The organism is Rubinisphaera italica, assembly GCF_007859715.1.
GTDB lineage: Bacteria > Planctomycetota > Planctomycetia > Planctomycetales > Planctomycetaceae > Rubinisphaera > Rubinisphaera italica.
This window is the reverse complement of record NZ_SJPG01000001.1, coordinates 243,802-258,054: the sequence shown is the minus strand read 5'-3', so window position 1 is coordinate 258,054 and position 14,253 is coordinate 243,802. Positions and strand designations below refer to the sequence as shown.

Below are 14,253 nucleotides of genomic sequence, written 5' to 3'. Positions count from 1 at the left end.
CTGAAAGCCTGTATTCCAGTCTACGTGTCGGAACAAGTCAGGTCAAATAGAGATAGGCTGATCTGCTCACCAGACGTAAATTCGTATTTGACGACCAGAGTGATTGGTACTATCTCCCTGTATTCACTGACCGTGAGAAATTGCCCAGCTATTCACCGATAAACCGGGAACTCATCGATCGTTCGTCGATCAGAAGTGTCGATGCGAAGGTTGGGCAAAATCGCAGATTTCTGGGCTTCCTCAGAGATATCTGAAGACTGCTCTTCAAATGAAACGGGTTCAATCGGATCCGGAACGTTTCGCAAGTGGAGCGAAAGGCCTTCGAGTTTGACGGTGTCTTCAAATTGCCGTCCATCCAGTGTGTTGCAGGTCACAGAAATACTAATCTGTGGTGACAGCAATTTGCTGGTTTCAATCGGTAGCTGCAGAACGTAACCCGAGGTAATCCAACCCGACGACCAGTTATCTGCCAGGTCTTTTGACGTGATGTTCATTGTCTCTACGATTTTTTCGCTGGTAGAAATCTCCAGAGTGACATCGACCGGAATTTTCAGTGGTTGCCTGTACTGGTCGAGTGGCGTGAGGACCAGATTCAGAATTTTCTGATCGCTGCTGCTGGCCGGTAAAATTGCGGATTGAAGCTCATCGACCTGGACGCCAGCCAGTCGATAGAGCACAGCGGACTGTTCGGGTTGCAGAACCGGTTTTCCAGATGCGATCAGTTGTGAGCGAAGGTCCTGCGATTCCTGAAGGACGATACTCAGCTCGTTTTTCGAGCGTTCGAGTTGTTCGGAAAGTCGTGTCATCATCTCCTGCTGATCGCGCAGTCGTGCTTCCAGCAATTCGGTCTGCTTGCGGGTCGAACACCCACTAAGCAGACCGAAAATCAAGATTATACAGAACGCTTTCATGACATCATCCATGATGAAATATGATCAGGCTCACAATCAGGGTTTGACCTGATGTCTCCTGTTCAATTCCTTAGCCCATTTGAGGGATCTGCTCGAGAACTTTATCGACCAGGCCATAATCTCTGGCTTCTTCTGCCGTCATGAAATTATCGCGATCGGTATCTTTTTCGATCTCATCGATCGTTTTACCAGTGTGTTTCTGCATAATTTCATTCATGCGTCTTTTGACTTTGATCACTTCCCGAGCATGAATATCCAATTCGGTAGCGGTTCCTTCCATGCCAGCCAGTGGCTGATGGATCATGATCCGACTGTTCGGCAAAGCGGCTCGTTTTCCAGGAGTACCAGCAGTTAACAGAACCGCTCCCATACTCGCAGCTTGTCCGAGACAGTAAGTCGCAACATCGCAGCTGATGAATTGCATTGTGTCGTAAATCGCCATCCCTGCGGTGATTGAACCACCAGGCGAATTAATATAAAGATGCACATCAGCTTTAGGGTCATCAAACTGCAAAAACAGCAACTGAGCGACAATGCTGTTAGCGAGAGTATCGTTCACTTGAGTGCCCAGAAAAACAATGCGGTCTTTCAAAAGGCGACTGTAAATATCCATGGCCCGTTCATCACGGCCATTTTTTTCTACAACATAGGGGACGAGAGTTGTCATCTTATTTTAATATCCTGATAAAAGCTGATCGATTCGCAATTATGAATTCGAGAGGGAGCCGGATTACTCTTTGCCGGCGTCGGTTTTCTTGATTTTCTCGACGACTTCGTCGACCAACCCGTATTCCTTGGCTTCTTTTGCGGTCAAATAACGGTCGCGCTCCGTATCAACTGCAATTCGATCGATATCCTGACCTGTATGTGTCGCCAGAATCTCGTTCAGCAATTGACGTGTATTTATGATTTCCTTAGCCTGAATTTCAATATCAGAAACCTGTCCGCCGACCTGACCGAACGGCTGGTGAATCATCATTTTCGAGTGAGGCAGGCAATATCGTTTCCCTTTGGCACCCCCAGCCATCAAAACGGCTCCCCCACTGGCTGCCAGTCCCACACAATAAGTGGCGACATCACAGTCGAGGAATTGCATTGTATCGTAAATTGCGAGAGTCGCAGTCACCGATCCACCCGGCGAATTAATATACAAGTGGACATCCTGGTGGCGATTTTCCGACTGTAGGTACAACAGCTTCATGACAATCAGATTCGCTGATGCATCGTGAATCGGGCCATCCAGAAAGATGATGCGGTTTTCCAGCAGCAAATCCCCAATCGTCATATTTCGCTGACGCTGGTATCCGCCACCCGAATTTTGAATGGTTTCTGATTGATAATCCCTGTAATCAGGGGAATAAGACAACTTCGACATGCAATCTGCTCCTTCGCAGCATAACTCAATTCCGAGTGCCCCGTCAGGGCTTTGAATTGAGCCTCAAATAACTTCCAAGCACTCCGTTGTCGTGCTTTACAATTTAAACAACCCGATTTACTTGTCGGAATGACTCAGTCGGTCAATTTCGTTCGGGGAACTTTATCAAAATCAGCTTAACGAGTCAGCCCGAGTTCTAAATGCCTCATACAACTGACAACTGATTATCCGATCGCCTCCTGCATCCACTTCATGGGAATAATAGATTATAGGCATCCCGGTCAAGCCTGTTGAGGGGACAGAGAAGAACTCCTGAAAGAAACCTGAGATTTTTAGCCATCGAGGATTGTCCAAAACTCTAACCACTCCCCTCTCATCTCTAACCTCTCCCGACTCAGTAGCACTCAAATTGGCTGATGATTACATTAAGACATCAAAACTGTTTCATTTGAAACCTCCCGGGTGGCGGGGGCGCTCTCGAAGAGAAGCTCCCGAATTTTTCATCTAGCAGCCGGGGGCTACCGCATCGGATATTTTGTCTACCTTTAATAAAAAATCTCTGGAGCAACCGTGAGCGTATATCTGGGCATCGACATTGGAACGAGTGGCACAAAGACTCTGGCGATGCGTGAGGATGGCGAGATCCTGGCCACTTCCACATTTGAATATCCTCTCGACAGCCCACGCCCCGGCTGGTCAGAGCAAAACCCGGCTGACTGGTGGGACGCTTCGATCAAAGGAGTCAAAGCGGTCCTCAAAGCTGGAAAAATCAAACCGGCCGATGTGAAGGGAATTGGCCTGAGTGGTCAGATGCACGGCTCGGTTTTTCTGGATAAAAATCACGAAGTCATCCGCCCGGCTCTCCTCTGGAACGATCAACGGACAGTGGCCGAGTGTGCGGAGATTGAAAAGCGAGCCGGGGGACGCAAAAAGCTAATCGGCATGGTCGCTAACCCAGCACTGACAGGGTTCACCGCTCCGAAAATCCTCTGGCTGCGAAATAACGAGCCCAAAAATTACGACAAAGTCGTTCAGGTTCTGCTGCCCAAAGATTACGTGCGTTATCAATTGACCGGAGATTTCGCGACCGAAGTGAGCGATGCCTCAGGAACGCTACTGCTCGATGTTTCCAAACGACAGTGGTCTCGAAAACTGTTGACTAAGCTCGATCTTGATAACGCCATTCTGCCGAAAGTTTACGAATCGGAAGATGTGACTGGTACATTGACCAATGCAGCCGCCCAGAAGTTGGGATTGCTCGAAGGAACTCCTATCGTTGGCGGAGGAGGCGATCAGGCAGCGGGGGCGATTGGAAACGGGATTGTGAAATCGGGCGTCGTTTCGGCCACGATGGGAACATCTGGAGTCGTCTTTGCTCACAGCGATGCGATGCAGGTCGATCCCGAAGGTCGCGTGCATACGTTCTGTCATGCCGTGCGGAATCAATGGCATGTGATGGGCTGCGTGCTCTCAGCTGGTGGTTCGCTGCAATGGTATCGCAATCATCTCGGTGATGCCGAAGTCCGTCAGGCGAAGAAAGACAAGGTCGATCCTTATCAGCTCATCACTGCTCAGGCGAGTGAAGCCACAGCTGGCTGTGAGGGGCTATTCTTCCTGCCCTATTTGACAGGCGAACGAACCCCCCATGCCGATCCTCATGCTCGTGGCTGCTGGATCGGTTTAAGTCTCCGACATGGACGCAAACATCTGGTCCGTTCCGTGATGGAGGGCGCCACTTATGCAATGCGGGATACACTCGAAATCATTCAGGAGATGAACATCCCGGTCAAGCAGGTCCGCCTCTCAGGCGGCGGAGCCCGCAGCGAATTCTGGCGACAAATGCAGGCTGACATTTACGGCAAAAAAGTCGTGACCATCAACGCCGAAGAAGGCCCGGCTTACGGCGTCGCATTACTCGCGGCAGCCGGAACGGGTGCTTACAAGAATGTCGTTGAAGCCTGTGCGAAAACGATTTCGGTGGTGACGGAAACCAAGCCGGATAATGCGACGAAGAAAGTCTACAACAAATACTACCCGCACTACGGACACCTCTACCAATCTCTCAAGGGAGACTTCGCCGCAATTGCCAAGACAGTTGAAGAGGTGGGTTAAACCATCATTTACATTTCCGCATGGTGTTTTAGGCATTTATGCCTCTATCCAGCAATGAACAAAACATGAATCTTACGATTTCATTCTGCACATTCACTTACTTTGACAGGTCCAACACGCTGGTTGAATTCACTTAGGCATTGCGTGCTCAAAAAAATAGACTAAGCATGGCACTCGGCTAATAAACAAATCGTATAGATTTAGATATCATGGTAACAGTTAATGTTAAATATTCAATTTCAAACAATTATCTGATAATTCGTGAATTCAAGGACTTTCTTATATTTTCTTTACTCAGCTGGATTATTGTGTTTGTGAGCACATTTGCTTGCTCCACAGTATTGGTTGAACTCATAGACCAGGCACTCAAGGCTAGTTATATATATTTTGGAATTTCGCTCATCGTGACATTTTCGTATGCAATTCTAATGATCAATGTGGCAACTCAGCTGGCATTAAGAACAGTTGACAAAGAGTATCTTATCTCCAAGCGATGTGTAGAAATGTCTGTGATACTGCCCATTGCAGGGAAAATCCGCATCAGCAAAAAGCAATACACTGGCATTGCCTATAGAATATTTCATGCGAAAGAGACACTAGTTATTGCACGATTCATTCCAAATAAATACAACCGTATTTTACTCCTTAATTATTTATTATTCCCTAAGTTGTTTTTCAATTGTAATATTATCATTGCAAGAAATTTCGGAGTAGACAGAGGCGTGAAAGGATCGTCCAAATACGATGAAGAATCAATAGTTATATCATTGTACCCAGTTTTCATGCTTATTAACAAATATTCCAACATGCATGGTCGCGTACAAACGCGTAATAATGAATATCTATTGGATACTTAGATAGCTTGAAATACATGAGCCAGGTGCCAAGTTCACGCTTGCCGTGGACATGCTGGTTTAGACATTGATGCCCCAATTCAGCAACGAATGACACATGAATCTGACGCTTTCATTTTTGCGCAATCACTCACGCATTGCATGTCAAACGAGTTTGAGCATGGCACCCGGTTTGCTTGCGTTTCGTACTTGGTAATTGAATTTCTCTCAAAAATAATAATCCCTGATGACCACTTATTCTCAGTCTCTCGATCTCAACGATGTTCAACGGGAGTTTCCTGAGTGGCAGATCGATCCTCATGAGCAGTTGAATTCGACGAACCGACATGCTGCCGAGCGTGCCGGTCAATATCGAACACCGACGCTCATCATCACCGAAAAGCAAACCGCTGGTCGCGGGCGAGGCAAGAATTCCTGGATCTCGGGCCAAGGTGCTTTGACATTTTCCTTATTGATCGAACCGGCTAACTACGAGATTCCCGCACATGAAATTCAGTTGCTCTCACTGATTGCAGCTGCTGCCGTCAGGCAGGCAATTTTAAACGTCACAGAAATACGAGCATCGGACATGCAACTCAAGTGGCCGAATGATTTGTACCTGCAAGGGCGCAAAGTCTGCGGCATCCTGCTCGAGCAACCCGCTCATAAAAGAACTCTGCTCGTGGTCGGCATCGGCTTAAATGTCAATAATTCGAAGGCTGACATGATCGCCGATTTACAACACTCCGCGATTTCTTTGAGCGATTCTCTCGGCGCACAACTGGACTCCATCCAACTCCTGATAGAAATCATGCGAAGTTTCGAGGCGGCATTACAGTCAGCCGAGAGTCGATCCCAACTTTTTCCAAAAATGTGGCAGAGTTGTCATTTGCTCGATCACGCTCTCGTCACTCTGGATCGTGGGGAATCGGGAAAAGCAGAAGATCTCGTCATCGGTCGTTGTGAAGGAATTGATGAAGACGGAGCCTTATTACTTCGCGATCAATATACCACTCATCGAATCTATTCCGGTGTCATTCGAGAGTGGTCATGATTTCCAATTCGCAGCTTGGGTGAGCGCAGCGTAACCCAACAGATAAGACTCACGTTTGTTGAGCAGCAAGCGAGGCTTCATTGAGCTCAATTTGCCGATGTCCCCCCTGAACGAGACGGCGGGTCATCAGCAGTTCAACAACTAATAGAGCCGTCACAATAAACAGCAGGATCGGCCAGATTTCAATGCCTCCCGATGCAGTCGCCAGATCATCGAGCACTTCTTTGGAATTGGTCCGCCAGTTCAGATTGAAGGCTCCGTTGAAGTCTTGTTTCTGTTCGGCGCTCAGCCGTGTGATGTCCGATTCTTCGCGGGAAGCAAACGCATAAAATGGCATTTCATTATTTGACTGCAGTTCACCGGCTGGTTTTTCACAATCGATTTCAACCTCATAAATCCCCGAAAGCTTCAGGTTGGAAAGTCGCCAGGTCAATTGATCTCCGCTGCCGGTCCGTTGAGCCGTCAGCTGGCTTTGATCGGGAGCAGTGACATTCAGTTTCAAGGGCTGACAGGGGAGTTGCTGAACGATAATCGCCTGTGTCAAATCCAGGTTTCTTTCGGAAGTCGTGCGGGTCATTCCAAAAACAAGTTCGTGCATCAAAGGAACGAACGTTCGCTGACGGATCAAATCGGAACCGGCTCCATCAAAGGCAATTGAGCTGACCAAAATTTGTCCGCGGCCAATTTTCCGCTGAACAAAAACAGGCGAACCGTTTTGCAAGTTTGCGGTGACTGCAGGCGGACCCATTTCGATAGTTAGTTTTAGAGCATTCTTACCTGTCGGTTTGGTGAGATCCTGCTCCTTAAGAGACAAATCCCAATAACGATTAACGAGCACATCGGCCAGTTCAGATTTTGTGGGATCGCTGAATGGTGCCAGCCAGGCCGCGGAGAATGATTTCAAGTCGAGCTTTACAGGCTCATTGACGACATCTTTACGTTGATGAAATTGAACCGGCAGGACCGAACGACCTTCGATCATCCATTGTTCGAGAGACTTCTGATAATCCTCCGGCGTCGAATTTCGATCTGGCAACAGCACAAGTCCTCCACCTTTGACCAGATAATTCGTCAGCAGTTCCCAATCCATCGTTTCTGGCCCCGGTCCCAACAGAAACAGGACGCGAGTCTTATCCAGCAGAGCCGCATCGATTTGATCCTGTTTCACGGTTTTAGCCGAAACCCAAACCTTCTCGATATCGGGATTCCCGAACACGCGTGAAAGATAAAATTCTGTTTCCGGCTCGTCCTGATTGACGGGATCGGTGAGTGAGTCGGCATTGGTTGCAATCACAACGGGCACTTCATCGACAACATCCAGTACAATTTCAGCGACATTATCTCCAGGAAGGGCGTCGCCATCCAGCGATGCCGTGATGATGTGATTGCCAGGATCAGCGAAACGGGTCGTTATTTCTGCAACCGCTTCTTCGCCATTCTGTAATCTCAATGCGTCCGACTCTCGACTCAATTGCTGACCATCCACCGACCAATGCAGTTCACACTCTGTTTCAGCAAATGCCCCCTTGTATCCAACACGTGTCGAGATGGTGATCGGCGAGTTTACGACCGTAATATCACGCGAAGCCTTCAAGCGGTCGACTCGATAATTTTCTATCGAATCCATATTTCCGGAGCCAACATCGATTGCGGAAAGTTGAATTGGAACAGCAGCTGACTGTCGCAATTTCAAAAACTCAGACCAGCTCGCGGTTTCCGGCGGAGCCCAGGAAAGCGCCTGCTGATCGGTCAGGACTACAATATCCCGCCTTGTCGAATACGATTGTGTCAGTAATTGACAGGCCTGCGTAATGGCAGCAGCCATGTCGGTGATTCCATCCGGGCCTTTTAGCTTTTCGAGTTCCAATCGGGCTGTGGAGGCATCCGTCAAAGGAGCAGGTGTGAGGAGTTCCGACCGATTTCGAGCATCGATAATGGCCACTCGATCGACCGACGAGAGATTGTCCAAAATGTTGTGACACGATTGAATGGCCCGTGCATGCGGCGTAATTTCTTCACCCGTCCAGCCCATGCTGTAAGAACTGTCAATCACTATCACGAGATCGATTGGCTCGGGATACAGATTGCGAATGTAGAGATTTCCCTGCAGAAATGGTCGAGTGAAAACGAGCACTAATATTGCGACCATCAGCATTCGCATCAGCAGGAGCAGCAGATCGCTCAGTTTGATTTTCTGTCGAGTCCGTTCACCCAACTGCAGAAACTGCATCGCCCCCCACTCAACCACATCGAAACGACGTCGATTGAGCAAATGCACCAGCACGGGCACAGCAACCGCCAGCAATCCAGCCAGCATTCCAAAATTCAGCAGCGAAAATGACATTAATTTCCAAATAACGCAAGGACGAAGAGATCAGCCTCAACGACAGTTTTATTTTGTAATAGGAATTCCACTCACGAAATCACGTCATCTAATAAAGATAACCCGACCACTTCGTGTCGATTGATCAGCACCTGTTCGCGGTTCGCTCGGATGCCGTGCACTTTAGAATCAATAATATACCGTTCGCGAGTCGTCGATGTATCTCTCAAATCGTGAAGATCCGCATTCTCGAGCACCAGATAGCGATGATCCTGGTCGATCAGTGTTCCCACGCAGACATACATACTCTGCAAATCGAGAATGATATCCTTCTGCATATAGTTGAGCAGGAGATCTTTATCCGCTTCTGCCATGACGTATGTTTCTCTGAGGATGTAGCATTTTGAACAGTAGTTAAACGGCTCAGCTGTTGTGCTCTCGGTCAATATACGACACGATACAGGAATAATTCCTATCCAATCAAGGATGCCGCTCGGAAAACTCTCTCTCGTGAAACGGAAAATCGCTATGCGATTCGCACAGATCCCTCTGACGATCGCCACAATTCTCAATTTCTGCCTCTCTGCACATGCTGCAGACAAACTAGCCAACCATTATCCGCAAGCCATGAATTCCGGCTGCATGAAATGTCATGCCGATATTGAATTGATTCGCGAACCGGGATCGGAAATGCTCGAACGCATTATGACCGAAGGGGAAGCAATGGGCGACCCGGCTGGGTGTATCGTTTGCCATGGCGGAGACCCGAAGGCCACCGAAAAGGAAGCCGCCCATACGTTCGAAAAGTTCTATCCCGATCCCGGCAGCCCGTGGGTGAATCAAAACACCTGTGGGAAATGTCATCCGAAGCATGTCGATGTGCAGTGGCGGAGTCTCATGATGACCGAAGCCGGAAAGATCCAGGGCGTGTGCTGGGCATTCGGAGGTTTAACCGGTTACGAACATCTGTGGGCCAATTACGCGGTCGAGAATCCCGAGAATCCACTCGATCGACTGGGAACCGATGTCTATCGTAAGTATATGGAACGACTCAAAAAAATGGAGCCAAACGTCTGGGTCGACCGTCACCTGCCTCTGCCCGATGCCCCGACTGATATTTCCAAAGTCAAAGAAGATCCGACCCTGGCCGCTTTCACGTATATTCGTACGGAATGCCAGCGTTGTCATCATGCCGTGAAAGGTCGTCAGGAACGAGGAGATTTTCGGGGGATGGGCTGCTCGTCGTGCCACGTCCCTTACGGCAACGAAGGTTTCTACGAAGGAGCCGATGCTTCAGTTTCTCATATCGATGCCGGACACTGCCTCGTGCATTCGATTCAGGGAACGCGGGAAGCCAAGGTAACAGTTCATGAAAAAACGTATTCCGGAATCCCCGTCGAAACCTGTACCACTTGCCACGATCGTGGCAAACGAATCGGCGTTTCCTTTCAGGGTTTGATGGAAACCCCTTACGAGGCTCCCTTCGCAGCCGACGGCGGACCACAGCCGAAGTTGCATACCAAGCACTACATCGCGATGGAGCAGGATATTCACTATTTGAAGGGAATGACCTGTCAGGATTGCCACACTTCCACTGATGTCCACAGTGATGGATTTCTGGCCGCCGCGAATCTGGCAGCTGTGCAGATTGAATGTGCCGACTGCCACGGCACGCCCGACCAATTTCCCTGGGACTTACCTCTCGGGTTCATGGATGAATACGAAGAAAAACCAGCAGAAGGTCCCGCTCGTGGACTAACAACGAAGTTGAACGAACACACCTTGCAAGGCACTGTCTACGAGCCGAAAGATGGCTATCTGCTGACCGCTCGCGGAAATCCTTACGGAAACGTCGTGAAAGATGGCAATGAAATTATCGTACATACCGCCAACGGAAAAGACCTGCGGACGAAGTCGCTTAAGCAGTTGAAAAAGGAAAATCTGATCAGCGAACGTGGTCTGGTTTCAATGTCGACAGTTAAGAGCCATATGAATCGGATGGAATGCTACACCTGTCATGCTTCATGGGCACCACAATGTTATGGATGCCACGTGAAGATCGATTACACGGGTAACAAAGAATGCCCAGAACCAAACCCGGAAGTCGGAAACGATCCTGAACTGCAGGCGATCAAACTCGTATTGAATGAAGCCGTTGAGAAGAAACAGAATTTTGATTGGGTGGCAGCAGGACGGAAACATCAGGAACCCGAACACGCAGCTGACCGGGGAGAATCGACTTACGACCTGATGATTCCTGGAAAAATTTCCGAACAACGATCTTATCTCCGCTGGGAAAACCCGATGCTCGGCGTCAATGGAGAAGGACGCATCACGCCACTAGCTCCCGGCTGTCAGCCTTCCGTCACAATCATTGGAGCTGATGGCGAACCAATTCTTGTGAATCATATCTTTAAAACAAAAGGAGGAGCCGAAGGGAGTGGTGAAGATGGCACACTCGCTCTGGATATGTCCCCAACGCAGCCTCATACAATGACAAAAAATGCCCGGAGTTGTGAATCTTGTCATGCCTCTGACAAAGCCCTCGGCTATGGAATCGGAGGCACGCGGCCATTGGATAAAGATATTTATGTCGACCTGGAAACCATTGATAAGGAAATTATTCCGAACCGTACTTGGCCCCAACTGAATGCGATTCCGAATATGGATACCGACTGGTCACGTATCGTGACCGAAGATGGCCAACCGTTGATGACGGTCGGTCATCACTTCAAGTTATCAAGGGCATTGAATAACGAAGAACGAGCGAAAATGAATCGTGCGGGAACCTGCACAGCTTGTCACAAGGAAATCCCAACAGAAAGTTTAGCCACCAGCCTGCTTCATCATGTCGCCAAATATACGGGCCAGATTCCCGTGACTGCCGATCAGCATGCGGGACTGGTGCATAAAATCGTTCTGTTCTCAGCCTGGGGACAACTGGCCATCGCGTTCTGCACACCCATCGTTGGAATTATTGGCTTCACCTGGTGGCGAAGACGCAAAAAAAATGACAAAGGTGAGGTCGAATAATATAAGAACGACTAAATATACCTGATACAGATAACATCAATTGGGAGTGGCGAGGGTGCTCCGCTTTTACGCAAGCCCCGAAGGTTCAACGATTCGGCGGCTTATCTACGAGAGCGTCCCCGCCACCCTTATTATGATGACTTTCTGGAAGCTAAATGACCGTATGCGAATATTAGACAGGTGAAAACGCTTGCTCAATAAGGTGTAGGTCACGCACGCGCGATACAATCACCGGAATTTGCAATACTTCAGTGATTAGGTGTACTTAAGATTAAGCAGCCGCTCGTCTTGTTACAGCCAATTGCTGATAAACCTCTTCAATTTGATTGAGCATCGATTTCAGGCTGAATTGTTCACAAGCGGTCTCACGAGCATTTCTACCGAGGCTTTTACACTGTCGATCATCGTCGAGGAGTTCATTTATAATATTTGCCACACTTTCCGTATCTTCACGAAATACCAGCCGACTTGTTTTCCCATCGATCGTAATCGGTTCGCTATGATCATCGAGTGTCGTGAAGACGGGAATCCCGCAACTCATTGTCTGTCGTAGCAACTGTTGCTCAGCCTCTTTTCTGCAGGCCGGCAGGACTGCAAAGTTCACAGAATTCAAGCACGGGACAAGATCCTCGGGAGATTCCATCACGTAGGTTCGATTCTTAAGTTCGTAATTGGACACACATTTTTCAATTTGCGTCTGATCCAGGCCTGTTCCCAAAATCAACAGATCAAAATCATCGCGATCGAGACGGGCAATCGCTTCGCAAAGAAATTCAGGCTCTGTCTGTCCCTGAGAGCCGGAAACGAATCCAATCAGTTTTCGCTGTGCAGGAAAACCCACGACCTCTCGCGCAGTCGATTGATTCATAGGTTGAAAGTGAGACAAATCAACGCCGGTTGGGATCGCCGAAGAACAGGTTTCACTCAGACCATAATTGATGATCAAAGAATTGCGAATTGTGAGGCTGGTCGTTATCACATAATCTGCCCCCTTGGAATAGATCCATTTCGATGCCGACTTGCATTTCGCAGGAGCGCCGACATGTCGAGTCCGCACAATTTTCGGACGTTTGATCGACGCCCTGCACGCCAGAGTCATGAGCCAGCTATCTGTCGAACTGTGTGTATGCACGATGTCGACATTACGTTTCGACAACAACAAACGAGCTGAAATCAGACCCTGAAAGTTTCGTTTGCGAATAGGCAGGGTCGTCACTGGGATCCCACAATCTTTCGCTCTGGAAGCAATGACAGATTCCGCACAGCAAACCAGCTCAACAGAATACCCACGGGATTGCATGCCCAGTGACTCGATGAGAATGCGAGCTTCCTGATTTCCCCAACCACAGGAACTTTCTGTCTGGAGAATTCGTAAGGACGTGTTATTCATCCATTGCATCCATTCAAAAGTTGGTCATAGAGAGTTGTCAAATTCTGCTGCATGGCATCAATAGTAAATGGCTCAACTGTCTTTCGAGCCTGCTTTCCCATTGTTAGACAATGCTCGCGAGTTGAACATTTTTTCAGAGCCGTTCCCAAACTAGACTCATCCTGGGAATCAAGCAGGTAGCCGCTTTCGCCATCAGTAATTATTTCCGCTGCTCCACACTTCATTGTTGTCAAAACCGGCAAACCACTGGCCATTGCTTCGAGAATCGAGTTCGGAAAGGGATCGTATAAAGTCGGAAGGATGAAGAAATCGGCCGCGCCGTAATAGGAGGCGACTTCACTTTGAACGCCCGCAAAGTGGACCTGTTTTTGGACGCCCAGTTTAGAAGCCAGATTTTCAAATGCGTATTGAGCCTTATCTCTCCCCAGAATAATGAGTGAAAGTGCAGGAGAAGCCTGCAGTCCACGGATCGCTTGTGCCAGCCCTTTTCGTTCCCAACCCGAACCGACGAATAAACCAATCGATTGATCGGGGGAAATCTGCAATTCATTACAAACCCGAGGTCGATATTTCTTCAGGCTCGGATGAAAACAATCCGTGTCGACACCATTGTAGATGACATGTAGCTTTGTTGGATCAATCGCAAAACGATTTTCAATTTCATCGGCCACCATTTGGGCATTGCAGATAACACACTTCAGTCGGCTGTCTTCATACATCGACTTCTCGGCCGCCAGCATGTACCGATGATAACGATTTCGAAACAACAACCAGCGACGCCAGCCAGGCATCGTGCGGGATCGTTCTTCCAGCCAGCTGCGATGGACGCCATCACCAGCTCGATAAACCTGACATCCCGGAATCCGTTCATGACTTTGAACCAGATCGAAATTTTCCTGCTCAGAAATTGAGATCGCCTGTTTTGCAAACAGGGCTTCCCTTTGCACTCGTGTCCACTTGGGGGGATTACATTTCAGGACAGAAGAACTTGTTCCTTCCCACTGACGGGCAATCAAGGAAACATCGTGACCATGGCTGGAGAGAATATCGGAGATGTGGGAAACAATGCGCTCACCGCCACCATCAAATCGAAATTTCTGGCGGATCAGAGCAATGCGCAGCGGGTGATTGGAAGAAGCGTTCGTTTTCGTTTTTGTGGCAGGATTTATATTTTTTGTCGAAGTCGACATTGAGCAGTGTCTCCTCAACGCGGATAGATGAG

At 48.6% G+C, this 14,253-nt stretch carries 11 protein-coding genes; 4 read left to right on the top strand and 7 right to left on the bottom strand.

Annotated elements, in window-relative coordinates:
• Nucleotides 1-152 precede the first annotated feature (152 nt).
• The 3 genes from Pan54_RS01025 to Pan54_RS01015 form a co-directional block, all read right to left on the bottom strand.
• A complete protein-coding gene (locus Pan54_RS01025; RefSeq protein WP_146501640.1) occupies nucleotides 153-911 on the bottom strand; it encodes a hypothetical protein in 759 nt (252 codons plus the stop codon).
• A gap of 70 nt (nucleotides 912-981) precedes the next feature.
• A complete protein-coding gene (gene clpP, locus Pan54_RS01020) occupies nucleotides 982-1,578 on the bottom strand; it encodes an ATP-dependent Clp endopeptidase proteolytic subunit ClpP (protein ID WP_146501639.1) in 597 nt (198 codons plus the stop codon).
• Nucleotides 1,579-1,641: 63 nt separating this feature from the next.
• Entirely contained in the window at nucleotides 1,642-2,286 is a 645-nt protein-coding gene (locus Pan54_RS01015; protein ID WP_146501638.1) for a ClpP family protease, read from the bottom strand.
• A 570-nt stretch (nucleotides 2,287-2,856) separates the two neighbouring features.
• Between Pan54_RS01015 and xylB the strand changes: the two genes are divergently transcribed.
• The 3 genes from xylB to Pan54_RS01000 all read left to right on the top strand — a co-directional run bounded on the left by xylB (nucleotide 2,857) and on the right by Pan54_RS01000 (nucleotide 6,285).
• On the top strand, nucleotides 2,857-4,398 hold the full coding sequence (xylB, locus tag Pan54_RS01010) for a xylulokinase (RefSeq protein ID WP_146501637.1): 1,542 nt from the start codon (nucleotides 2,857-2,859) through the stop codon (nucleotides 4,396-4,398).
• A gap of 314 nt (nucleotides 4,399-4,712) precedes the next feature.
• Nucleotides 4,713-5,255, top strand: coding sequence for a hypothetical protein (locus Pan54_RS01005; RefSeq protein WP_146501636.1), 543 nt, complete (start codon nucleotides 4,713-4,715; stop codon nucleotides 5,253-5,255).
• A gap of 223 nt (nucleotides 5,256-5,478) precedes the next feature.
• Nucleotides 5,479-6,285: a biotin--[acetyl-CoA-carboxylase] ligase gene (locus tag Pan54_RS01000; protein WP_146501635.1), complete on the top strand. Its 807-nt coding sequence runs from the start codon at nucleotides 5,479-5,481 to the stop codon at nucleotides 6,283-6,285.
• A 49-nt stretch (nucleotides 6,286-6,334) separates the two neighbouring features.
• Here the strand turns inward: Pan54_RS01000 and Pan54_RS00995 are convergent, their stop codons facing one another.
• Both Pan54_RS00995 and Pan54_RS00990 read right to left on the bottom strand, forming a co-directional pair.
• Complete coding sequence (locus Pan54_RS00995; RefSeq protein WP_146501634.1) at nucleotides 6,335-8,629, bottom strand: vWA domain-containing protein; 2,295 nt, start codon at nucleotides 8,627-8,629, stop codon at nucleotides 6,335-6,337.
• Nucleotides 8,630-8,700: 71 nt separating this feature from the next.
• The gene (locus tag Pan54_RS00990) at nucleotides 8,701-8,982 is read right to left on the bottom strand and encodes a hypothetical protein (RefSeq protein WP_146501633.1); all 282 of its coding nucleotides are present in this window, start codon (nucleotides 8,980-8,982) and stop codon (nucleotides 8,701-8,703) included.
• A 154-nt stretch (nucleotides 8,983-9,136) separates the two neighbouring features.
• Here Pan54_RS00990 and Pan54_RS00985 point away from each other — a divergent pair, with 154 nt between their 5' ends.
• Nucleotides 9,137-11,641 (top strand): multiheme c-type cytochrome, encoded by a 2,505-nt coding sequence (locus Pan54_RS00985; protein WP_207310012.1) that lies wholly within the window; start codon nucleotides 9,137-9,139, stop codon nucleotides 11,639-11,641.
• Nucleotides 11,642-11,912: 271 nt separating this feature from the next.
• Here Pan54_RS00985 and Pan54_RS00980 read toward each other — a convergent pair whose 3' ends face one another.
• Both Pan54_RS00980 and Pan54_RS00975 read right to left on the bottom strand, forming a co-directional pair.
• A complete protein-coding gene (locus Pan54_RS00980) occupies nucleotides 11,913-13,031 on the bottom strand; it encodes a glycosyltransferase family 4 protein (protein WP_165441508.1) in 1,119 nt (372 codons plus the stop codon).
• Nucleotides 13,028-14,221 (bottom strand): glycosyltransferase family 4 protein, encoded by a 1,194-nt coding sequence (locus tag Pan54_RS00975; protein ID WP_207310011.1) that lies wholly within the window; start codon nucleotides 14,219-14,221, stop codon nucleotides 13,028-13,030. The genes Pan54_RS00980 and Pan54_RS00975 overlap by 4 nt, the downstream gene beginning before the upstream one ends.
• Between the last annotated feature and the right edge of the window lie 32 nt (nucleotides 14,222-14,253).